The 22260-nt window shown below is 62.9% G+C and carries 23 protein-coding genes and 2 pseudogenes; 16 read left to right on the forward strand and 9 right to left on the reverse strand.

Annotated elements, in window-relative coordinates; translation table 11 throughout:
• Positions 1–14: 14 nt before the first annotated feature.
• Positions 15–413 carry a MerR family transcriptional regulator gene (locus NTCA1_RS17180; RefSeq protein WP_133085244.1) on the forward strand — a complete coding sequence of 133 codons (399 nt, stop codon included), beginning with the start codon at positions 15–17 and terminating at the stop codon, positions 411–413.
• Here the strand turns inward: NTCA1_RS17180 and NTCA1_RS17185 are convergent.
• Positions 401–949, reverse strand: coding sequence for a hypothetical protein (locus tag NTCA1_RS17185; RefSeq protein WP_201282524.1), 549 nt, complete (start codon positions 947–949; stop codon positions 401–403). The genes NTCA1_RS17180 and NTCA1_RS17185 overlap by 13 nt on opposite strands.
• Here NTCA1_RS17185 and NTCA1_RS17190 point away from each other — a divergent pair.
• Both NTCA1_RS17190 and NTCA1_RS29145 read left to right on the forward strand, forming a co-directional pair.
• Positions 912–1877, forward strand: coding sequence for a TonB-dependent receptor domain-containing protein (locus NTCA1_RS17190; protein ID WP_159831197.1), 966 nt, complete (start codon positions 912–914; stop codon positions 1875–1877). The two genes, NTCA1_RS17185 and NTCA1_RS17190, sit on opposite strands and share 38 nt — an antisense overlap.
• Before the next feature lie 408 nt (positions 1878–2285).
• Entirely contained in the window at positions 2286–2597 is a 312-nt protein-coding gene (locus NTCA1_RS29145) for an SDR family oxidoreductase (protein WP_133085247.1), read from the forward strand.
• Here NTCA1_RS29145 and NTCA1_RS17200 read toward each other — a convergent pair.
• Positions 2516–3154, reverse strand: coding sequence for a TonB-dependent receptor domain-containing protein (locus NTCA1_RS17200; protein ID WP_133085248.1), 639 nt, complete (start codon positions 3152–3154; stop codon positions 2516–2518). The two genes, NTCA1_RS29145 and NTCA1_RS17200, sit on opposite strands and share 82 nt — an antisense overlap.
• Between NTCA1_RS17200 and NTCA1_RS29150 the strand changes: the two genes are divergently transcribed.
• Entirely contained in the window at positions 3044–3277 is a 234-nt protein-coding gene (locus NTCA1_RS29150) for an NmrA family NAD(P)-binding protein (protein WP_133085249.1), read from the forward strand. The genes NTCA1_RS17200 and NTCA1_RS29150 overlap by 111 nt on opposite strands.
• 53 nt (positions 3278–3330) lie before the next feature.
• On the forward strand, positions 3331–5043 hold the full coding sequence (locus tag NTCA1_RS17210; RefSeq protein WP_159831199.1) for a prolyl oligopeptidase family serine peptidase: 1713 nt from the start codon (positions 3331–3333) through the stop codon (positions 5041–5043).
• Here NTCA1_RS17210 and NTCA1_RS17215 read toward each other — a convergent pair.
• The 5 genes from NTCA1_RS17215 to NTCA1_RS17235 form a co-directional block, all read right to left on the reverse strand.
• The gene (locus NTCA1_RS17215; RefSeq protein WP_133085251.1) at positions 5005–6753 is read right to left on the reverse strand and encodes an asparagine synthase-related protein; all 1749 of its coding nucleotides are present in this window, start codon (positions 6751–6753) and stop codon (positions 5005–5007) included. The two genes, NTCA1_RS17210 and NTCA1_RS17215, sit on opposite strands and share 39 nt — an antisense overlap.
• Positions 6753–7403 carry a lasso peptide biosynthesis B2 protein gene (locus NTCA1_RS17220; RefSeq protein WP_133085252.1) on the reverse strand — a complete coding sequence of 217 codons (651 nt, stop codon included), beginning with the start codon at positions 7401–7403 and terminating at the stop codon, positions 6753–6755. The genes NTCA1_RS17215 and NTCA1_RS17220 overlap by 1 nt, the downstream gene beginning before the upstream one ends.
• Positions 7403–7666 carry a hypothetical protein gene (locus NTCA1_RS17225; protein ID WP_159831200.1) on the reverse strand — a complete coding sequence of 88 codons (264 nt, stop codon included), beginning with the start codon at positions 7664–7666 and terminating at the stop codon, positions 7403–7405. The genes NTCA1_RS17220 and NTCA1_RS17225 overlap by 1 nt, the downstream gene beginning before the upstream one ends.
• Positions 7667–7673: 7 nt before the next feature.
• Positions 7674–7808 carry a benenodin family lasso peptide gene (locus NTCA1_RS17230; RefSeq protein WP_133085253.1) on the reverse strand — a complete coding sequence of 45 codons (135 nt, stop codon included), beginning with the start codon at positions 7806–7808 and terminating at the stop codon, positions 7674–7676.
• 207 nt (positions 7809–8015) lie between these two features.
• A complete protein-coding gene (locus NTCA1_RS17235) occupies positions 8016–8753 on the reverse strand; it encodes a GntR family transcriptional regulator (RefSeq protein WP_159831201.1) in 738 nt (245 codons plus the stop codon).
• Between the two features lie 57 nt (positions 8754–8810).
• Here NTCA1_RS17235 and NTCA1_RS17240 point away from each other — a divergent pair, with 57 nt between their 5' ends.
• From NTCA1_RS17240 to NTCA1_RS17280, 9 genes and pseudogenes are all read left to right on the forward strand, one after another.
• Positions 8811–9128 (forward strand): hypothetical protein, encoded by a 318-nt coding sequence (locus NTCA1_RS17240; RefSeq protein WP_133085255.1) that lies wholly within the window; start codon positions 8811–8813, stop codon positions 9126–9128.
• 256 nt (positions 9129–9384) lie between these two features.
• Positions 9385–9648, forward strand: a pseudogene (locus NTCA1_RS17245) (conjugal transfer protein TraW); the annotation flags it as partial.
• Positions 9645–9944: pseudogene (locus NTCA1_RS17250) on the forward strand (TraU family protein); the annotation flags it as partial. The pseudogenes NTCA1_RS17245 and NTCA1_RS17250, both read left to right, overlap by 4 nt.
• 20 nt (positions 9945–9964) lie before the next feature.
• Positions 9965–11356 (forward strand): hypothetical protein, encoded by a 1392-nt coding sequence (locus NTCA1_RS17255; protein WP_201282525.1) that lies wholly within the window; start codon positions 9965–9967, stop codon positions 11354–11356.
• A gap of 80 nt (positions 11357–11436) precedes the next feature.
• The gene (traN, locus tag NTCA1_RS17260) at positions 11437–12471 is read left to right on the forward strand and encodes a conjugal transfer protein TraN (RefSeq protein WP_133085284.1); all 1035 of its coding nucleotides are present in this window, start codon (positions 11437–11439) and stop codon (positions 12469–12471) included.
• Positions 12443–13315 (forward strand): type-F conjugative transfer system pilin assembly protein TrbC, encoded by an 873-nt coding sequence (locus NTCA1_RS17265; RefSeq protein WP_201282526.1) that lies wholly within the window; start codon positions 12443–12445, stop codon positions 13313–13315. Before traN ends, NTCA1_RS17265 begins: the two co-directional genes overlap by 29 nt.
• Positions 13316–13478: 163 nt before the next feature.
• Complete coding sequence (locus tag NTCA1_RS17270) at positions 13479–13901, forward strand: S26 family signal peptidase (protein ID WP_236549410.1); 423 nt, start codon at positions 13479–13481, stop codon at positions 13899–13901.
• 32 nt (positions 13902–13933) lie between these two features.
• A complete protein-coding gene (locus NTCA1_RS17275; protein ID WP_236549411.1) occupies positions 13934–14776 on the forward strand; it encodes a conjugal transfer protein TraF in 843 nt (280 codons plus the stop codon).
• Between the two features lie 20 nt (positions 14777–14796).
• A complete protein-coding gene (locus NTCA1_RS17280; protein WP_374705198.1) occupies positions 14797–15357 on the forward strand; it encodes a hypothetical protein in 561 nt (186 codons plus the stop codon).
• Positions 15358–15380: 23 nt separating this feature from the next.
• On the opposite strand, the gene NTCA1_RS17285 is transcribed toward NTCA1_RS17280, so the two are convergent.
• The gene (locus tag NTCA1_RS17285; RefSeq protein WP_133085287.1) at positions 15381–16547 is read right to left on the reverse strand and encodes an ATP-binding protein; all 1167 of its coding nucleotides are present in this window, start codon (positions 16545–16547) and stop codon (positions 15381–15383) included.
• Between the two features lie 137 nt (positions 16548–16684).
• Between NTCA1_RS17285 and NTCA1_RS17290 the strand changes: the two genes are divergently transcribed.
• Complete coding sequence (locus NTCA1_RS17290) at positions 16685–18061, forward strand: conjugal transfer protein TraH (protein ID WP_236549412.1); 1377 nt, start codon at positions 16685–16687, stop codon at positions 18059–18061.
• A gap of 74 nt (positions 18062–18135) precedes the next feature.
• Positions 18136–21819, forward strand: a complete 3684-nt coding sequence (locus NTCA1_RS17295; protein ID WP_236549413.1) for a conjugal transfer protein TraG N-terminal domain-containing protein — start codon at positions 18136–18138, stop codon at positions 21817–21819.
• Here the strand turns inward: NTCA1_RS17295 and NTCA1_RS28755 are convergent.
• A partial coding sequence (locus NTCA1_RS28755) for a hypothetical protein (RefSeq protein ID WP_236549414.1) occupies positions 21816–22260 on the reverse strand: 445 nt, incomplete at its 5' end. The genes NTCA1_RS17295 and NTCA1_RS28755 overlap by 4 nt on opposite strands.

Consider the following 22260-nt stretch of genomic DNA (forward strand, 5'->3'; position numbering starts at 1 on the left):
GTCAAGGCACTTTCATGCTGATTTCGCAGTTCGCCAAGAAGGTCGGATTATCGGTCGACACGGTGCGGTTCTACATCGCCAAGGGCCTGTTGAAGCCCCAACGCAGTGCGAGAAAAGGCGGCGCCAATCCCTATCAGGTGTTCAGCGCTGACGACGTTACGGCTGCGCAAATGATCCGGCTGCAACAGTCGCTCGGATACTCGCTCGCAGAGATCGGCGTACTCGCCGAGGAATACCGCCGAGGTGCCGGCTCGCCGGAGCGGACCGGTGAAGTCCTGCGCAAGCAGATCGTCAGGCTTGAGGAACGCCAGCGCGAACTCGATACCGCGCTGGCGTTCCTCAAGGGCAAACTGGAATGGGTGGAAGCAGGCCAGCCCGGCTCAGCCCCCCAGCCCAACGCCTACTTCTGCTGATCCCCGCCGGCAGAAGCGAGGCGCTTCAGTTCCGCCATGCCTTCGTCGACCGAAACCACCGGGGCATATCCGAGATCGCGCTTGGCCTTGGCAATGTCGAGCGTCACCTCGACCGCCATCGTCGCCAGATCCTGCCGTGTCACAGGGGGCTTGATCCGGCCTCCGGAAAGCCGTGCCGCGAACTCACCCACGCGGGCGACGGTGCCGACCAGCCAGGAAGGCACCGCCTTTTCGGGCGGAGCGATCCCCTGCGTTTCCAGCAAGCGGGAGACAAAGCTGCGGAACGTCGAGGGTTCGCCGTCGGTGATGAAATAAGCCTCACCTCCACGGCCCTTCAGCAGCGCCAGTTCGATGCCATGGCAGGCATTGGCGACATGCGTGGCTGACGTCAGGTATTCGCCGCCGTTGATCCATGCCATCTGCCCCGAACGCGCCGCTTGCGTCAGGATCGGCAAGGCGGTGGTGTCGTCGCGCCCCCAGACGAAGCGCGGCCGCACGATGACAGCCTCGAAGCCATTGCCGCTCTGCGCGCGCACGATCCGCTCCGCCTCGGCCTACCAGCGCTACAATAATCAGATCGCCGTTGTTCGCCTTGCAACGACACGGGGCGGCGTAGGCTATCCCGCCGGATCGACAGTGCTCGACATCTCTGGCGGCCAGCCCGATCTGAAAGCAGAGCGCGCCGAAACCTGGACGGCGAGCATAGCTGCTACCCCGGCAACGCTCCCCGGACTGCGCCTCGAGGCAGACGTTTTCTCAATTCGATACAAGAACCGGATCGCGACACCGATCGCAGTACCCGGGCAATCGCTTTCAAACCCGGCCTATGCCAGCCTCGTTACACTCGATCCAAGCGCTGCGCAGCTTGCGGCAGCAATCGAAGGCCGCGAGTTGCAGTTCAATTCGGTTGGTAGCTACGATCCGTCGAAGGTCGTCGCCATTATCGACAACCGCGTTGCGAACGTCGCCGCCCAGCAGGTTCGCGGTGTCGATATCTCGTTGCGCTACGGCCGGGATATCGGCGCTGCAGGCAGGATCGAGGCAAATCTCGCCGGGACCTATCTCGAAAGCAAGCAACAGGTCGTAGCCGGATCCCAATACACCGAGCTTGCCGGAACGATCTACAATCCGCCAAACTGGCGTCTGCGGGGCGGTCTGTCCTGGGAGAAACCCGGAACCACCGTTGCTGCGAGCGTCAACTACACCGGCGCACTCGACGATACGCGCTCCACACCGGCCGCTCAGATCGACGCCCAGACGACGGTCGATATCTCAATCCGCCACGAGACCAATGTCGATCGCGGGATACTCAAGGGTGTCGACGTGATCTTCTCGGTGCAGAACCTTTTCGACAAGGCCCCGCCTTACAGCCGTTCGGCCTACATTGCCGATCCGCCCTACGATTCGGCCAACTATTCCGCGATCGGCCGGTTCGTGAGTTTGGGGGTCTCCAAGCAATGGTAATGCCTGCCCGATCTGTGCCTGCCAGAAGCCTATCACCGCACCCCAATCGGCGATGGCTGGCATCGGCACTGGGACTATCCCTGCTCTCAGGCGTAGCGCCAGGCGCAGTCCATTCCACCACCACATCGGCTAGCCCCCAAGTGTCGCTGACGGAAATAATCGAGACCGCCTCGATCGACGGCGTTTCGTTCTCCCCTGACGGGCGCTGGATTTCCTATCGCACGGTATCGCGTTTGGTCGAGCTTAACCGCACCGCGCTGCAATGGCATGTCGTAGCGACCGACGGGAAGCAGACCATCTCCCTCGGCAGCCCTTTGGAACCCACCTGGGTCCCGATGTTCGATTCCGTCGAGGAAGCCGACCAAGTGTGGTCCCCGGCAGCTTTCCAGCCCGTCCGTGACCGAGGCCATGAAAGGATGCCGCTCGCTGGTCCATGCCGCAGCCCATACGAGCCACGGTCCCGAGACGCCCGAGCATGTTCAGGTCAATGTCGAGGGAACCCGCGCCATATTTGCCATGGCCCGGCAGGCAGGTGTGCGGCGGGCGGTGCAGGTCAGCACGGAGTCGGTTCTTCTCGACGGCCGGGCGCTGGTCAACGTCGATGAGAACCGGGCGATGCCTTCGCGCTTTCCCGGGGCCTACTCGCGTACCAAGAGTGTCGCCGCCTTGAAGGCTTTGCCCCAGGTTGCCTTGATCTCCAGTCCATCGACGGGAACGTAATTGATCCCGAATTTGGGCGTCGCGAGGCTTTCCAGTCCGCTGTAGGATTCGTATCGCACGGCCGCAGTCGCACTGAGCTTGCGGATGCCGGTCAATTGCATATCGGGCGAGATCAGCGGCACATTCACTTCGCCGAACGCATAATAGACATCCTGCGTCACGTCGAAGTCGAGCGGCGAGGACAAGGTCCGCTTTGCCCTCAGGCTATTGCTTCGAATACCTCCACCCAGGGCGACCTTCGCATCTCCGGCGGGCAGGGCAAATGCGCTGCCCTGCGCGTTGATTTCCGCACTCCACGATGTGTTGCAGAAGCAGGCCTGAAGGGTACCACCAATGGTCCGACGAAGAGCGCGAAGCGCTGCTCGACGATATCCGCTGGCTCGCATCCGGCCCTCCGGGCTGATCGTGCCGGGCCTTTGCCCGTAACCTAGAAAGCAGAAAATCCCATGAACGACTATCAAGCCATCGGCGGCGAGCGCGCCTCCGATCCAGAACTGCTGTCCCCGCTCTTCCTGACCGGGGGCAGCGGCTATCTCGGGCGGAACCTGATCCGCCATTTCGTCGCCAGGGGCTTCGAGGTTGTTGCCCTCGTTCGCTCGCAGAAGTCCGCCGATGTGGTCCGCGCGCTTGGCGCAAGGCCCATTGTCGCGCAAGCGATGCGATCTATATTCGCGGTCTGACCCCCGAGGGCGTGCAGGTGCTTCGGCTGGGTCTGGATGGTACCCGGCGGCAAGTGACCCACGATGAGGCCGACGTCACATCCTTCGCACTGCGAAAAAACGGGGATGGGATAGACTACGTCGTACACAATGCGCGCAGCACCATCGCCCTCGGGCAGGCCCGGGAGAAGGCGATGGGCATCCATTTCGATGCCGGAATTTCGACCGAAGGCCTGCGGATTACCGACAACTTCAGCATCGGCGATCGTGTCACGGCCTTGAGGTTCAGCGGCGACAGCGCCGCCGAGGAGGCTTTCGAAGGCCAGCCACGTACGAAGTCGATCCTGTTCTCCGTAACAGAGCGTTCCCCAGCTCCGCCCCCGCAGGGCAGCAGAAGTCCTGATAGAAGCGGCAATGGGACCACGGGATCAGCCAACTCGCTGGTGACCGTCCGCATCACCGATCGCGGAGTGCCGACACGATTTCAGGCTTCGCGGCGGCTTTACGTGGAGGCCGCGGATGCGTCAGGGGCGAGCCGCGTCTGCTCCGCAGAGGTCTGCAGCGGGAGCATGCGAAGCCTGAAGGCTGCATTTCTCGTGCCTGGTCGCAATGAGGTCGTCATCGCTTATGAGCGTGCAACATCGGGGCGAACCGTGCTCTATCGTTGGAACATCGATACCGGCTCGGTCCGCAAGAGCGCCGATCCCGGCGGATTGCTCGATGGCGGAGGTTTTCGGCGAACGCCCTGTGCTCAAAGCGGCGTACTGCTTGCCTGCGCATACTCCGGCCCATCCACACCTCCGCGTGTGGTCACCATCAATCTCGAGACAGCGAAGATCGCAACGCTGGCCAATCCCAACGCCGCGCTCGATGCACGCGATTTCGGGAGAACCCGGTTCCTGAGCTGGCGAGACGCAGAAGGCCGGGAAGGCACTGGCAAGCTCATACTTCCCAGCGCATTCTCCGGCCGGCTACCCTTGGTCATCACCACGAACAGCTGCTCGGGATTCCTGCGCGGCGGATCTTCCTATCTGATCTCCGAGCACGTTCTGGCCGCTCACGGCTTCGCGGCGCTGTGCATCAACACCAACGGCGACAACGAACTCGCGCCCCAATTCAACGAGAAAACGGCGGTTTTGGCACCGCACAAAGCGAGCCTCGCATCCTATCAGGCCGCAATCGCCCTGCTCGACCGCATGGGAATTATCGATCCGGACAGAGTGGGGATAGCCGGGCACAGTTTCAGCGCCAATGTCACCGCCTATGCCGTCAGCCATACCAGGCTGTTCAAGGCTGCAGTCCTCGGGGGAGCCATAACCATCGATCCGTGGGTATACCAGCTCACAACCGCGACCCCGGATTCCCGCCGGTCCGGCTTGTGGAGCAGCTTCCTCAATCTACCGCCGCTGGACCAGGATCCGGGCGGCACCTGGAGCAAGATTTCTCCCTCGCTCAATGCAGCCCGGATCGAGGCACCGGTGCTGATGGAGCTTCCCGAGAGCGAGTACCTGAACAATCTGGAACTCTACCGCCAAATCCGCCGGACAGGCGGCATCGCGGACATGTTCATTTTTCCGAACGAAGGACATTGGCTCGGCCGCGAACCAGCGCATGCCTATTGGCGGCAGCTGCGCGCACTGAACTGGTTTGCGTACTGGCTCCAGGGCCAGCGCCGCGGGCCACCGGAAATGACACACGAAGTCGAGCTATGGGCAGCCTGGCACGCCCAGCGAGACCGCCAGCTCCTATCAATCTCGTTGCCGAGCGATGCGCGCGCGAATCCATGATTCCGTGTCGATGAGACGCATGAGCGCAAGTACATCTCCGCTCATGAGCCTCTGCACGGCGCCGAGCGCTGCCTCGACTTTGTCCCGGTCGAGGCAGCCAAGGCTTGCCAGATTGCCCTCGAGCAACATCTCGCGAGCCTCATCGCGCTTCGCTTCGAGAATGTCATAGAGGAAGCTGGTGGGCGTCCCTTTGGCACTGCGCGTCATGATCTGCGCCGGCAGCATTGCCTCAAACGCCAGGCGAGCAACGGCACGATTGCGACCACCGGTGCACCACATCCACGTCGGCACGCGCAGGCATGCCTCGATCACGGGCTGCGCCATGAGCGGTGCCCGATACGGCAGATCGCCCTGTCCGGCGTGCCCCTCCAGAAAGTTCTGGATGCCGATCAGCCAGTTGACATGCAGGACTTTTCCAGGCCGGGCGCCGGGCGGAGTATCAAGCCAGGGGTGATGCGGAAATTCAGCGGTCTCCAGGACGCTTTGGGACAGGAAGGCACTGTTTCCAATCCTGGGTGCGTCCCGCCCGTGCCGTAGCGCCAATCGTCCTGCCCTGAGCGCCACGTCGACGACGCTGCGCCCCGTCATCCGGGCAATATCGCAGACCGTTTGAGAAGCGGCCCAACCTGACGTGTCGAGGGCCCGATCAAGGACCGGCCGAACCGAATCCAGCATTGCAAACACATTGTCGCCTCCCCCGCCATGAAGGTAAGCCTTGGCCCCGGACGCAGCGGCGATTTCGAGCATGCTCTTGTCGGCGGACTGAGAAAACGATCGGGAATTTGGTCGCGGCAGATGCGCCGCGTGGCATTGCCGAAGATCTATCCGCTCGATGTTGTCCGGCACCTCGGCCAACTGGACCTGCAAGTGCTCTGCTACGCAGCGTGCATAATATCGCTCGTCGCCTGCGGGCTCGGCAGAGACGGTGGTAACCCCTGACCACTGAGCACCGGTTGCGCGAAGCGCTGCAGCCACGATCGACGAATCCAGCCCGCCCGACATGCCGAGGATGACCCGCTGTCCGGCGGAGCAGCCGCGCACCGCGATCAGCACGGCATCGCGAACTGTCTCTGCGGCGATTTGCAGATCGTGAATCTGTGCCGGGGGCAAGGCGAAGTCCCATGGATTCCAGAGCGCGTGCCCGCGCAGGCGTCCGGGTGTCCATTCGAGGCGGCGCCCTGGTTCGAGCTCCGTGATCCCCGCGAGTACCGTGCTCGATGGGCGGTGCGCGGGATAGACCAGAGCCGAAGCAAGCGCTGCACGATCTATCTCGCCCGTGCACGCGCCGGCTGCAACAAGGAGATCTGCGTCACTTGCTGCATAAATGCCGCCGGCCGCCAGCGCATAGTAGCATGGCATCTCGATATCCGCGCTGCGGACCAGTTCGAGCCGTAGCGAACGATGCTTGTATTCGATACCGAGCCATGGGCCCCAGAATGCCTCGATGAGCTTCGGCCACGAGGGCCACTGCTCATGCTGCGGAAGTATCCCCGATGGATGATCATCATCGCCCAAGGAACGGGAACGGACCTGACCCAAGATCATCCGGCTGCCGCCCGGTTCGATAGACAGCGGCAGGTCGACCGACGACCAGAGCTGCACGCCTTCGAGTTCGACTGCGAGCCGCATTGCACCGCTTTCCTCGAACCGTTTCCACATATCGCTGGCTCTGTCCGGCGGCGCGCCGATAGCGAGCAGAAAACGTCCCATCAGGTTGCCAGGATAGGCGTGTAATTGCGGATGCGGCTTTCGGACTCGGCCAGCAGCACATTACCGACCCGGGTCCAGCAATGTGCGGAAAACGGCCTGCCCGTGACACCGAAAACGATGGTCGGCTGATAACCGTGAGCAAGAACCAGTCTCGAAAGCGCGAGAGCCTTTGGCAGACAGCGATCGAAGGTGCCGAAGATAAGCGCTGCTTGCGCGATAGTGCCGTTGATTCGTGCTGCTACCTCACGCGGCAAAACACTCTTCGTCGGCAATGCCAAAGACTCCGGCCGCCGATCCAGCAGTTCGCGTGCGGTTCTGCGCTTCAGGTCACGGCGTGATTTCAGAAATGCAGCGCCAAAGGCAAGTGCCTGTCGCCAATTGCCTGATACCGGCGCGACCTCATGAACTCCGTCGTTGTTCTCACCGCACGTTTGGGGAACCTCGATACCTGCCGACTGGACGAGAAGCCCGGTCTTGTAGTGTCGCTCCAGAGGCTCGAAGTCGGCATTGCTCCGGGACAGTAGCGCCATGAAGGCCCTGTTCTCTTCCGGTGAACCAAAGCAGAAATACCGATCCGATACGAGATCGAGAAAGATGGGCCTGCTGCCCACGATGCAAAAATGCACGCCGGATCGCAGCATGCAGCCCATCAGGACATCGCTCCGCAGACGGCGCGACGTGCGCGCTCATCCATGTGTCGCTCAACGTCCTGCGCCAGCGCAGCAGCTGAGACGTAGTCTCCCAGGGTTTCGGTCAGCGGGCCCACGGGGATACCCTGCGTAATCGCTGACACCCCTCCCAGGTCGACGACGAAACCCGTTTCCGGGCCGCAGTATCCGCGCATCCGCGCCAATTGTCCCTTATCCATATCGAATTCCCTGGAGCAGTGGTGCGCGGCATCGCCGCGCACCACCGTGGGGTCAGTCCTGGTCGAGACCGGTCGAGTACTCGCCGAGCGCGTCCTGCACCTGGCCGAGCGGGATGCCCTTGGTTTCTTCGGACAGCGAACCCAGGTCGAACACTTCGTCCTCGTGCGTTTCGTCATTGCGATGCATGGTTGCACTCCTCAGTTTAAGTCACCTCCATTGGTGACCAGAAAAGGAATACCGGATAATCGAGATTATGCTCAGCATGTATATCCAGACAAAATGTCTAAGAATACGATGCAAATCTCAGAACGTTACAACGGTCACTTAAAAAAGTCAGAAATGCAGACAGTTCTCCACAGCGATGTAAACATGTTAATTGACCGAACATCTCGGCTATTGGCGCAAATAGAGGAAAATGCGCCGTTGGTGATAGCTCTCCAGGCGACGACGAAAGACGCGCTGCAGATCTCGAACGTCTGTCGTCAGGAGCAACTTGTGCTCCTTGAAGGCGTCAGGAAGCGAATCGCATTCGCCAATCCTTGCGTAATGCAGTCGTTCATTGAGATTCCTCATCGTATCGATCGCCGATTGATTACCGATCTCCGAGACTAGCATGAGGAAGAGCCGGCTTATCTGTAGAGCGAGGTCCACGGGATTGTCTGGCGCTGGTGCATCCCCCAGAGACCGCAACAGCTTCGCGAGCTTTTCCGCGTCGATATGGCGCATCGGCTCAAGAACAAGCAATGCATTCCAGGTATAGAGATCCGCCAGCACAGCAGGCTGCGGGGAAAGGACCATAAATCCGCCGTCAGGATGGCGCTCGAACAGGCGTTCACCCATCAGGCGGAACACTGCCTCGCGCAGAGGTGTTCTGCTCACTCTATGCCGATCAGCAAACGCCTGAAGATCAAAGCGAACTCCGGGAACAAGGGCACCGGCGAGGTAATCCGCCTTGAGGGTCCAATAGACGCGTTCCTGGGTACGCCAGGCCGGCGAAGGATCCCTGAGCCTTCCTTTCAGATCTGGCGGACCTTCGGCGCAGCACCCGAGCACGGCGCCGAGGGACCGGGAATGCCGGTGGCTGCGCCTCTCATGGAGCTGTCCAGCATAGCCGCCGGCCGGAAACGACACCCATCGCTGCCGGCAAGGCATCACAATGCGGATGGCTCCGACCATAGGAGACCTGAGATGAAGAAGCTTGTCCTGGGAAAGGGCCACCGCGCCGGAGGCGCTGCAGCACTTGCCCTCTTTGCAGCCATTGTCGGCGCGGGCGCAGCCCATGCTTTCTCGGCGCCTGCCGCCGGCGATCTCGGCTACGATATCTACGACATTGTCGTGAACCAGGGCGTCAAAGGCCCGCTCGGCTTTGTCGGCGGTGTCGCTGCGTTCCTGTTCGGCGTCTCGCGCCTGTTCTCGAACATCATGATCGGCATTCCGACAATCGTCGCTGCCGTCTGCCTCATCAAGGCGGATTCCATCCTCCAGACCTTCGGGATGGTGATCTGAAGCACGCGCCGCCCGGCACCAAATGCCGGTCGGCTCTGCCCCTGCGCGTGCAAATTAATTCCGGAACGTGAGGCAACCCCGCCTCGCGGAAACCACGCCGGCCCCAGCGTGGTGAAGCAAGGGAGAAGAGCGTTGGACGAACGTCTGCCCCAGTACCTGCACCGTCCGGTCCAGATCCTCTGGTTCGACAGTCAGGAGTTCATTGTCGTCATGGCTACGGTCTTCGTCGCGGTCATCGTCGGCGGGATCATCGGGTGTCCATCCCGGCGAGCTTGGCTGGGCTCTCCGAACCGCGCGGCCGACCGACTTCATCCTGCTTGCCGCAGCGGCCGGACAGAACGGCGATCCCATCGATCTTTCCGAGAAGTCAGGCAGGGCGATCTTCATTCTGGAAGAGCGGGTGAAGGAGCGTCTCGGCCTCACATCGGCGCCGGTCATCGTCGCCCAGGCCGGCACCCGCCTCGTGCTCACCGAATACGGCCCGCAAAGCCTGAAAGCACCGAAGGAGACGCTGCCGTGAACCTTTCCCGTCCCCGCCTCGCAGCGCTTCTTGCTGCGGGCGTCCTCACATCCGCAAGCGCAGCAATCCTTCCCGGCACGGCAAAAGCCTCCAAGTGCGAAGCCGGCACAGTGTTCAACCCGATCACCGCAGTGCGCTGGACCTGCATCTTCCCGATCACCATCGACGTCGCGCTGATGACCGAGGTTCTGCCCACATGGCAGTCGGCGACACTGGGCGCGATCATCCAGCCCGAGGCGGTGCTGTTCGGCAATCCGGCAGCGGGCCTTGCTACTGCATCAACGCCAGCTGCGGCGCAGGTCTCGCCTGGTCGAATATGAGCGGGGTTCTCAGGGACCTCGGCGGCGGCATGGTCGGCGCCCTCACCAGCGCGGACCCGCGCTACGGCGTTGCGGAGGCAGTGATCGACGGCCCATCGATCCGCTACGTCGGCGCGCAATCGACCGCATGCACCTCGAACCAGGCCCTGCCCCAGTCGGCCTACAAGGCCAATTCCGCAGCGATGGCCTCTGACGCTTATACCGCCTCGAGCAGCAGCGCCGTTTTCCAGGCGCTCGCCAATTCGCAAATTGGATCCGGTACCTCGCTCCAGTATCGGCACTGCACCATCGAGCGGACGGTCACGGTGCTTTCTCCGAAGCCCGGTGAAATCATCAGCCGGACCGCTGGCGGCTATGCGACCAACGAGGCGGGCAGCTCGCTCGATTTCCTGATGGGGTCGCCGTCCGACAACAGCCTCGCCGGAGGCAGCTGTTCGCTCGTCGATTTTCGCATGACGCTGCATGTCAGCGACCCCGCCCGCATCGTCGATGCACGCCTCACCCGCTGGTTCGCCGATGACTGGGGGCAGGTTCGTATCGACGGCCAGGTGGTTGCCTCGGGGCCGCAGTCCTGGACGTCATCCGGCGTGCCGCCCGCGAAATGCGAGCAGAAGAAGACTTACACGCAAACGCCGAACCTCGACATCAAACCTTTCCTGACAGCTGGCGATCACGAGATCTGGCTGCGCCTGGCGGTTGCTGACGAAGGCGAAGGTTTTGTGCAGATCCATGTCGACGTCGACAGCAGCTGCAAGACCATCGAGCAACTCGTGGACGGCTGCTCCAACATCGCCAGCGACACGGCCTGCCGCATCGACAGCGAAATGGTCGACGGTGTGCAGACCTTCCTCAATGGCACTGCGACCGGCCTGAAGCCCCTCATTCAGACGCGGCAGATGGGAGGAAGCGCCTGCCCGACCGAGCTTACTCGCGACTTCTTCCTGAAGGATCTAACCTACCGCTGCAGCGGAACCGAGCTCGCGCAGCCCGATACGAGCCGCGGCGCCTATATTCTCGATCGCTCGACTGAAACGCTTCTCGCCGACAGGACGCGACAAGCCGACGGCAGCTATTCGGAGACCACCCGGCCCTTTGCCCTGCCCGATCGCGGCTCGGTCGCGGCCTGCGAGCCCATCTGCAAGACGCGCAAGGCTGCCGCCAACGACGCGGTGGCAGCGGGCGGCACCGTTGCCGCCAAGCAAAATGTGCCGGTTGGCACCGAGACGTTCTATCATGCCTGCGGCGCAGGCAACCAATGTCCGGCTGGCCCGGGCGAAGAGATCGTTTCGGCCTGCGGCTGTCTCGACGATTTCCCCGAAGCGGTCGTCATGATGCAGAGCGTCCGTCTCGCTGGCGCCGACCTCGTCTGCACACAGGTGCAGCCATGAGATCGGCCACCTGCGCCAGGCGAAAACTTGCAGGCAAGCGCTTCCCGCTCGCCGCAATCCTCCTCGTGGCTGCTGCAGCTATGCACAGCCCCGCGATGGCCCAGCAGATCTGCGCTGCTGACCTCAACGGCAATGGCGACGCTGCCGATGAAGGCGAACAGGCAAGTTGCGTCCAGACCGCAGACGGCCAGCAGCTATGCCCCATCGAAGCGGTCGATTGCATCGCCGACGCGACTGGCACCTACAGTTGCCCGGCTGGTCCCCAGTTTGCCTGCCATTCCCGGACCTCGGCAAGCACTCCTGCCTGCTCGCCGCATGCCTGCATCGACCTTTCCGCCAATCCGATCGTCGAGGAACCCGCGATCGATGATCTGGGAACCGAGGCCAATGGCGAGATCGATGCCGACGGCAACTGCATGGGCGAAGTCCAGATCTTCTCAGGCCGCGGCATGCGGTGCCGCCCGCCGGGGCTTTCGACGACATTCGCCAATTGCTGCAAGGACAAGGGCAAGATCGTCAAGGACGGCATGGGCTCTTCTGTTGCGTCGATCGGCACCAAGATCGCCGTTGCCAAGGGCGTCCTCACCGGCATGAAGGCCGCCTATACTGCCTTCAAGGCGGGCGCGACGGCGAGCCAGGCCGCCAGTGCCGGCGCCAACGCCCTCATTGTCGGCATCGATCCGACCTCGATCGCGATCAGTCTCGCCATCAACTTCATGATGGAATTCCTGCTTTCGGGCTGCGACGAGCAGGACATGGAGACCGCCATGCTGCGGGCCTCGGGTATGTGCCACGAGATCGGCACCTACTGCACTTCCAGCGTCCTCGGCGTCTGTCTCCAGAAGGCGCGCGGAAGCTGCTGCTTCAACACCAAGCTTGGCCGCATCATCCAGGAACAGGGCCGCCCGCAGCTCAAGGCCTTCAACGACAATCCGTGGGGCACAGCCAGGAAACCGATGTGCCGGGGCTTCACGCCCGAAGAGTTTCAAGCGCTTGATTTCAGCAAGATGGACCTCTCCGAATACTATTCGGACATCGAGGCCCGCGCCCAATCCGAGATCCAGATCGATATGGAGGAACGCGTCGATGCCTATCTCAAGGCCGTTGGCCAGTAAGGCCATAATCGCAGGGCTTCTCGGCCTGGTGCCGGGCAGCGTGATCGCACAGCCTGCGAGACAGGCGATCGGCGATGAGGGCAACGAGGCGATGGAGCGCCTCAGGAATGCCCTGCAGAACGCCAAGAACGAGTCGAGTGACGCCCGCGTTCCAATACCGCAGCCCGCGCCAGCACCTGCCGAGAAACGCCGTGCTTTCGAGGGATTGAAGCGCCGCAGCGCCGATCCGGCAATGGAGGCTCGCGCCCGCGCGGCCAATGAGGCGGCGCAGAGGGGACTGGCGGCAGAACGCGAGCGCCAGGCAAAATTGCTGCGCCAGACGCTCGGGCTTGAACCCTCCGAGGAGCAGGCAATCGCCAAGGCCGGTGCGGCACCGACCACGCCGAAAAGCTGGACGCCCTTGCTGTTCGCCTCGTCCTCCATACCGATGCCGGTGCTGCGCAGCTATGCCGCACAGCTCGAGCGCGTCCACGGCGTGATCGCCTTCCGCGGCCTGCCCGGCGGCATGAAGAAGATCGCGCCCTTCGCCAAACTCAGCGCTGAAATGCTGCGCATCGATCCAGGCTGCGAGGGACCGGCCTGCGCCATGCGCGGTGTCCAGATCGTGGTCGATCCCATCGTGTTTCGCCAATACGCCGTCTCGCGCGTGCCGGCGCTTGCCATGTTGCCGGGCGATCCAACCCAGCCCTACTGCGAACGCGGTGACGAAGTGGCCTCTACTCCCCCTTCGGGCGCCCGTCTTGTCTACGGGGACAGCGCGCTCACCGGTCTGCTCGATGAATATGCCCGCCTCGGCGGCAAAGAGGAGGTTCGCGATGCGCAGTCCCTGCTCACCGTCCGCTGAAACGCTTCGGCGCCATTCGGCGCGCTTGCGAAATATCCTCGTCGCTCTGCCACGCGCCGCCGCGGGTGCGCTCGCAGGCGACGAGAACGACAAACCAGACCGCCTCCGTCTGTGCGCCGCCCTCCTGGTCGCCTGCCCGACTGCCCTCGCCGCCGGCATAATCATGCCTCGCCTAGCGATCGTCATGTCCCCGTCGATCGAAGCGTGGGTGGTTACCGAAAGCCCCGGCAAGATCGCTCGCGGCGATTATGTCCGGTTCACGCTCAGGCATCCCATCGCCGGGCGCGCGCCCGTGCAAGTGACCAAGCATGCGCTTTGCCTGCCCGGCGACCGGCTTGAGACCCGGGAACACCCTTCGCTGATTTCGCGCACCGAGCTTGACGGCTGGTACTTCTGCAACGGCGAGCTCCTGGGGGTCAGCATGTCCAGGGCCCACAACGGCATGCGCCTCGATCACTTGCGCTGGAGCGGCGTCATCCGGCCGGGCATGGTCTATGTGGGATCGCGTCACCCGCGCGGGTTCGACAGCCGCTACTTCGGCCTCGTGCCGATCGCCAAGCTCACGCGCATGGAGCGAGTGCTTTGAGACGGGCCCATTCTCTCGCGGCTGCCGTCAGCTTGATCGCACCCCCCGGCAGCGCGTACGCAGCGCAGACCGCCGACTTGCGCCAGGGCTACTGGTGGTACCAGGCCCCCGAGGCTGAGGCCAAGGACGAGCCGAGCGAACTGGCGAAGCCGAGCATTCCGCCGATGGCCGAACTTGCCACCTGGACACCGCCGAAGATCCGCAAGCTGATCGAAGACCAGCGCGACTATGCCGCCACTGTGCTGACGGTCGAGGCCGTAACCGATTTCTGGCGGCTTGAGGACTTCGCCCGGCGCAAGGCGCGTGCCTTTGCCGGGATCACGCAGATCGCCATGCTGCAGAACCCTCAGCTGAACTCAAAATCGGCAAACCCGATGGTCGGCGATGCGCGGGCTCAGCTTTCCGCAGAAAAGGACACCATACGGACCCGCTATCTGCGCGCCCACGCCAATGGATTTGCGCTCGTGATGTTTTCGCGGGCTGCCTGCGGCTATTGCCGCGTTCAATGGCCGATCGTTCAGCGCTTTCAGGACGAGACGGGATGGCAGGTGACGCGGATCGACCTTGATCAGCGGCCCGATGCAGGCGCGCGGTTCGGGGTAGAGGTCACGCCGACCACGATGCTGATCCGGCGCGGCAGTGCCCAGCGCATGATTGTTGCAACCGGCGTCGAGGCTTATCCGAACCTTGCCCAGATGACCTATCAGGCGGTGCGCCTGCTGCGCGGCGATATCCGTCCCGAGCAATTCATGACCGGGCCCGGCGAAGATGCCGGCTTCTTCGATGCTCTCGCCAACGGTCCCGTCGCGGCTGGCGATCCAGGTACAGATAGCGCCCCACTGGCGGCAGCGATCAGCGTTGGTGACCGGCCATGAACCGGAGATCGGTAAGCGCAGTGGCCACCTTTGCCGCCGGATTCTTGGCTTATGCCGGCGCCAACGCAGCGCCAAGCGCGATCGACGCCCGCAGCGCCGCAATCCATCCCGTCGCGGATCAAGAAGCGATGCTAGCCTGGCTTGCGCGCGTGCCGCTCACGAGAGACTTCCCGGCAGATTTCAGCCAGACGCTTGTCGGTCATGGCCCAGCATTCGTCGTCGAAATGTCCACGTCAGCCGGCTGCATCCCCTGCGGCGACCTCTGGTCCAAACTCGCGGTCCTCGGCCGCCGTTATGGTTGGCAAGTGCGTACCATCGGGCCCGGCGAGGCTGCCGTCATGTCCGGCAGGATGGGTCTGCCCTGGGTCGGATATCCTGTCGCCTGGGTTCGCCCGCGCAGCGACCCGAACCGCTTCGTTCCCATCGCGATCGGCACAGACCATTCGGTCAACATCGCGCGCAATCTCTATTTATCCGCCAAGATGCTGACCGGTGTCAGACCTGCGGTGGCGGTGCGTGCGATGGCAAAATTTACCGGCATCGTGGGCACTCCCCCCGGCCCCGGCGACCTGAACCGATGACCGCGCAGATTACGCCTCCCCGATCATGCCTGCGCGGCGAGCAATCGCGCTGCGTCCCACAATGGCAGGACTTCGATGCCATGGGCTGTCGGGTAAGCCTCCGAGCCCGGATAGACGATGATCTTGCGCTCCGGCGCGAGGTCTTCCGCCGCATGATGGAAACCGCGCTCGACCTTGGGGGCGAGACTGCGCTTGAATTCGATCGCCCAGAGATCTCCTCCCGGCAGCGTGAGCAGAAGATCGATCTCTGCCCCGGCAGCACTGCGATAGAAGTTTGCAGCAGTCCCTTCCGGAGCTGCCATGATCAGGCTCTCAAGAGCAAAGCCTTCCCAACTTGCGCCCGCTATCGGATGTCCCAGCAGTTCTTCGGATGTCGCGATACCCAGAAGGGCATGCACAAGACCGCTGTCGCGAACATAGATGCGGGGCGACTTGACCAGTCGCTTCGAAGCATTGCTGTGCCAGGGCTCAAGCCGCCGAACCAGCAGCAGATCGACGAGAAGATCGAGATAGCTGGCGACCGTCTTGGAATCGACGCCGAGACTTCTGGCGAATTCCGAAGCATTGAGCAGGCTCGACTGGTGATGCGCGAGCATCGTCCAGAATCTGCGCAGCGTTTCGGCCGGAATTCGCGGACCGAAGAGCGGAACATCGCGCTCCAGATAGGTGCGAATGAAATCGCGGCGCCAGCGCATGCTGAGGCGGTCATTGGCGCTGAGAAAGCTGTCGGGAAAACCCCCGCGCAACCAGAGCTTGTCGGCATCTTGCCTGGCTACCTCGGAAATGCCGAGCGGGCCCATTTCAAGATAGCTGATACGCCCGGCAAGCGTTTCGCCCGATTGCGCGAGAAGATCGATGGACGCAGAGCCGAGGAGCAGGAACCTGCCGGTTCTCAGGTCCTTGCGCCGTCCCTCGTCGATGATGCCGCGCAGTGGCTGGAATATCTGCGGAAGCCGGTGCACTTCGTCGAGGATCACGAGCTTGTCCTCGTGCTGCGCAAGATAAAGTTCGGGCTCGGCAAGCTTTGCCCGATCGGTCTCGGATTCGAGATCGAGATAGAGCGCGCCGCGATCATCGCCGATGCTCCGGGCGAGCGTAGTTTTTCCGACCTGACGGGGCCCAAGCAGGGCCACCGCGGGCGTGGAATCCAATCTCTCGATCAGTTCGGAAGCAATCTGGCGCTCAATCATCCTCGCATTTTCGGAACTCCATTCCGAATTTGCAAGGATAAATTGCATCACCGCACATTCCTTCGCCGCTTTGCCCATTATCCCACACGAGGTCCGCAATGCCAATGCAGCGCCTGATCATGATTGGCTTAATCCTGATGACGTGCTTGTCCCTGCCCTCTCGGGCCAGAGCGCAAGGCTGGGCCGAGAGCTGGTTCGACAACGTGACCTACTCCTCGCCGGGCAGCTTCGAGGATCAGACACGGGGGTACCTGACCGCGGGCGGCATGTCGGGGCGGGTGGATGTCCACAACGACTATCTCATGTCGATGAGCCTGCCCAAGGTCAGGGCAGGCTGCGGTGGCATCGACATGTTCCTGGGCGGCATGTCGTTCCTCGATCCCGAGTACCTCGTGCAGAAACTGGAAAGCATCCTGCAGGCCGCGCCGGCGGTCGCTTTCCAGTACCTCCTCGAAACGCTCGACGAGAAGATGGGCAACATCATCAGCAAGATGGAGGCGGCAACAAACTACCTGAACTCGATCCAGGTCAACGACTGCCGTCTCGCCAACCGCATGGTGCAGATCGCCAAGGGCGACGACAACATGTCCGGAATCATCGAGGAGATGACAGGGTACCGGTCGGTCAAGCAGGGCTTTGCCAAGAGCTACCAGCAGAGCCGGGAAAAGATCGAGGCCAATGCCAACAATCCCACCGAGGATCTGAAAGACGCGCTGGCCAATTGCCCGGCCGAAGTGACCGAAATCTTCCGCACAGGCTCTCTGCTGAACCATGCGGCGTCGCGTATCGGTGCCGGAGATTGGGCAAACGTCATGCGTGCGCGGGTGGGGGACGTCTACATGCGCTGGGATGCGAGCGACAAAGTGCCGCTCTTCACCGCGATCCCCCAGTGCCCGAGGCAGGATACCGACAGCCCCCAGGACTTTCTCACCGGCACCGTCCAGAAGCGCGCGCTCAATATCCCCCCGACCACGGCCGACTGCTCGCAAGACGGCAGCGGGCGCGGCGCGCTGTCGCTCGCCCGGGGCCGCATGGACTCGATCGCGGCGAAGATCCGCACGCGCTCGGCCCTTACATCCGATGAGCGGCAGTTCGTCGCCAATGTCCGGACACTGCCGGTCTATCGCATGCTCGAATGGGGCGTGCGCCAGGGCGTGGTCGATTCCGTGATTGCCGACACGGACGAACTGGTTGCGCTGTCCCTCGCCTACCAGATGCTCAATGATCTCACCCGCTCGATCGACTTTGCCGTGAGCAATGCAGAACGGGGAGCTACCGTCGCAGGCGCCGCGGACAGCGCAAGCGCCAATGTCTGCCAGACCCGCATCCTCTCGAAAGGCATCGAGCAGCTCAGAGGCCTGCGTGAGGAGGCGCTGCGCCAACGCGCACAGATGCGCCAGAGCTACATGGCAGCGCTTTCCGCCGCCAACCTTTCGGCCAACTATGCGGGCCTGCTGCGTGAGCGCGACCGCGACGCGCGCGACGCCGCTGGCGCCGCGGCCCTGCGCGAGTAGCCGCCATGGGACACAAATGCCGCGGAGCTACCGCCCTCCTCGCCGCCGCTCACCTCCTGAGGCCTGCACCGGCCATGGCTATCGACGCAAGCTTCCACACCTACGACGGCTTTGCCGAGACGGTGGACGCCTTCCGCCTCGTTTCGATGATCTTCGGCGATCCTCGCTACGAAACGCTCGTTCTCATCGTTGCGACGGTCGGGATCGCGCTTGGAGCCGTGATCGCCAGCATTCGCGGGTCGGGGATGGGCCTTGTAGCGTTCGGATTCCAGATCCTGTTTGGGGTCGGGGTCTTCGTCGGCCTCATCGCCTCGACCGGCACGGTCCATGTCTACGACCGTGTCCGCAACGCCTACCAGGCGGTGGGCGGCGTTCCCAATCTGCTCGTACTCGTCGCAGGGGCCAGCAACATGATGGAGCGCGCGCTTGTCGAAACGATCGATGACAATACGCTCGATCCGGGTGCCAAGCTGGAATTTGGCGCCGGCGGCCACAGCTTCGACCTCTTCCTCAACGCTGTCAGCCCCCGCGGCCCGATGACCGACACATTCCTTGATGCAACGATCAAGGACTATGTGCGGCAATGCTATCCGGTAGCGCGGGTGTCCGCCGCCTACGGTGTCGATGACGATCAGTTGCTGCGCACCAGCACCGACCTGCCCGCCTCCTTCGCGGCCATGGCCGGCCCTGCTACCTTCTCGACGGTCTATACAGAGAGCGACAAGGGCGGCAGCACGGTCAGTTGCACCGAGGCCTGGGATCATATCGCCGATCGCCTCTCCGATCCGGCGCTCTTCGAGCCCTACAGCAAGCAGGTCTGTGCCCAGACCGGCTACGACACCCAGGATGCACAGCAGTTGGCGCGCTGCAGGGAGCAACTCGGCGATCTCGGGCAGATGATGCTGGACAGGCCCCTCACCGCCCAGGCCCTTTTTACGCACACGCTTCTGGCCCAGAGCGTCGGGGACGTCCTGTTCGAGGATTCGCCTGCCGGCGCCGGCAGAGCCCTGGCGAACCGCGCGGTCACCTCGAACGGCCTTGCCACCATGTCGGTCGCGAACGAATGGATGCCGACAATCCGCGCGGCGGTCTTTGGGATCATGCTTTTCATGATCCCGATCGCTCTTCTCTTCGTCCTGACCCCGATCAATCTCAGGGTCGCCAGCTTTTCCCTCGGCATGTTCGTTTTCGTGGCGCTGTGGGGCGTAATCGATGCAGGAATCTATCAGCTCACGCTTGGCCGGGCGATGGCGCCCCTTGCCGAACTACGATCTAACAACCTCGCGGCCAACGCCTGGCTGCTCGCACCATCGGCCGCGATGAAGGCGCTGGCCGTGTTCGGGACGTTCCGCACGGCCGCTGCGGGTCTTGCCGGTGCCTTCGTCTTCACCGTCTTCCGCTTCAGCGGGAACGTGTTCTCTGCCTTCACCTCGGGATCGCTTGGCATTGCCGGACAAGGGACCGCTTCCGCGGCACCCATGGCGACAGCAGAAGGCCAGGCCTCGGCGCTTGAAGCACAAGCCTCTGCAATCGGCACCGGCTCCCGCCGCGCAGCCTCCTCCAGCTTCGGCGACTTCGGCGAGCGCGCTTCCTTCCAGACCAATCGGGCGTTCGGCGAAGCAGGCCATGTCCTTGGCGAAAGCCCGGGCGCACGCGGGTCAACCGCGCTCGCGCTCGGCGGGATTGAAGGCGCCAAACAGCTGGGTAGCTTGGCCCCTGCCCTGACCGGCAAGGACCTGTCCGATCCGGCAGTCGCACGCGCTGTCGAGGCCAGCGCAGCCACCGGCGCCATCCATCAGTTCGCAGAAAAGGATGCGCTGCGTGCGATTGGAATCGGCTACTTCGGCGAAGGGCAAGCCGGCGAAAAGGCATTTGCCGCTTTCTCGCAAAATCTGGTGCAATGGCGCGCATTCGGCGACCAGCGCGCCTACGGCATGATGATGCAGGCCGCGACCCGCCACTTCGAAAGGGCAGGATATCAGCAGCGCGATGCGCAGCTCAAAGCGACCGGCGTCATTGCCGAAGCCCAGGCCGATCCGACGTTCGCCAAGCTCATTGCCAATGCCTACGATCAACAGCAGCTCCTGGCGAACGACCTCACCGGGGCGCAGATCCAGGTCGGTGCCATGCAGGGCCGCCGCGACCATGCCGGAGGCCATGTCGCCCAAACTGAGCGCGGCAATGTTGCAACTGAACAGGCCTGGCGTACGGGCTCGAACCACGGACAGAGACAAGCGGCAAGCATGCTCGGCCTCGGCGTCTCCGAAACGGCGCGCCGGGTAGGCTTCATCAACGCCCTGTCCGGCGAGGCCCGCAGCACGGCGATTACTCAGCTCGCCCACTCGACGGGGCGGAGCGAGGCGCAAGTGCTGCGGGCGCTCGAAAGCTACAACGCGGCCGTTCAGGTCGGAACGGCAGATGGTGCCAACGCCGAGGCCGCGCGCGAAGGCACCAGCGTCTATGGCCGAACCCGGGAAACCGCTGCCTATGATTTTGCCGAACGCGCTGGCAAGCTCGATGCCCAGCGCGAAGTGGGTCTCGACGGCATCCGCAGCTCGGCGCGGATCGGTGAGCAGCGCCGCGAAGCCGACAACGAAGGCTTCGCTCAGGGCGCCTATGCCGCCGGCGCATCGGTGCGGGAAGCCGCTCGCCTCGACAGCTTCATCACTTCGCTCAGCCAAACCGTCGGCAACCGCGAGGACATGGACGAAGGCGGTGCAGCCGGCATCGGCGATCGCGCCCGCAACCGGCGACTGACATCGATCGTGGGCAACGAGCGCCTGTCCCGCATGCAGGGCCTTCTGGCAGCGAACGGCATCCGGCTCACCAAGCGCCAGATCGCCATGGGAGAGAACGGCGATTTCAGCATGAACCTGACACCCGAGACGGCAGCTGCATTCTGGAAGGCGGGCCTCATCAATGAGAGCCAGCTCGGGGCCATCGCCAATGGCGGCACGGCCCGCCTCAGCCTCGCCGACAACGACATGCTGGTATCCAGCACCACCAGCTTCACGCAATCCGCGCGATCGGACACCAGCACCCGCTTCGAGGCGGGCAAGCAGGCCGGGCCCGACACCATCGAACATTTCATGGGAGGCGGCCCGGAAGGCAAGCAGATGCTCGCCAACTGGCTCAAAGGCGGCTTCGAGATGGACCGCAAGGGCGAATGGCGGCTCAAGCCTCAAGTCGCTGACACACTCCAGCGCGACCTTCAGGCCGTGATGGTGCAGAGCGGATGGCAACGAAGCCTGACGCGCAGCGCTGACAAGAAAACGACCCTCAGCAATTCGTGGGCGGTGGGCCTCGGCGGCAGCGCTTCAAGCCATGAGACGACCACCGGCAGCGCCGATCACAGTTCGAAAGGTCCGAGGCAGAGCCAGACTTCGACAAGCCGGGCGAACTTGCAATTGGGTGTTGACGGTCGTGAGAGCAACGGGACTGGGATCGCAGCGTCGGGAACCCTCGACATCGTAAACTATGATGTTCGCTCGGCGATCGCCAGCGCCGAACAATCCGCCGCCCGCCGGAAAGACCCGGAAAAGGTTTTTAGCGAAACCCTCTCGGAAGGCATCTTGGGCCGAGGCGGCCTCCGGAACGAATACCTTGGCGAAGCCGCGGCCGGCCACTCTGTCTACGATCCGACATCAATGTTCGGAACGCTCGAGCAGTACTCTGTTCTACAAACGGGGCGGCTTTCGACGGATTTGAACCATGGAGTAGGTGATGACGATCCAAAATACCGCCGGCGCAAGGATTAAAGCGCCCTGCGATCGGCCTGGTCTTTCATGACTTGCTCATGGAGCCGATTGCCAATCCACAGAGGCCCCGATGCTGGATCCGTTTCATCCATGTACCGGGGCACTCGGCCATTCCGCCAGTTCTGGAGGTCAAACTCATCGTCTGCCTCAATCTCATCGTCATGTGAAAAGTTGCCCGCCCCTCTTGGAAACATGGCGGATAGTGCCCAGTAGAGGACGGTAGCTCCAGCAACCATGCTACCAAACATGATGACCATAAAGACGCGTGAGATGCTTTCATAAAACTCGTCCGGGCGCCATGGGCTTCCCATGAGCAAAAGCACAACCAAGAAAATGCCCCACCAAATCCGGGCGATTGGAGGTCTGGGCGCCGATCCATTTTCTAGGCCGTGTTGACAAAAGGGATTCCCAAGCGGGCCGGGTTCTGATTCAAGACTGCTT

Origin of the sequence: Novosphingobium sp. TCA1 (assembly GCF_009811895.1) — a bacterium.
Lineage (GTDB): Bacteria > Pseudomonadota > Alphaproteobacteria > Sphingomonadales > Sphingomonadaceae > Novosphingobium > Novosphingobium panipatense_A.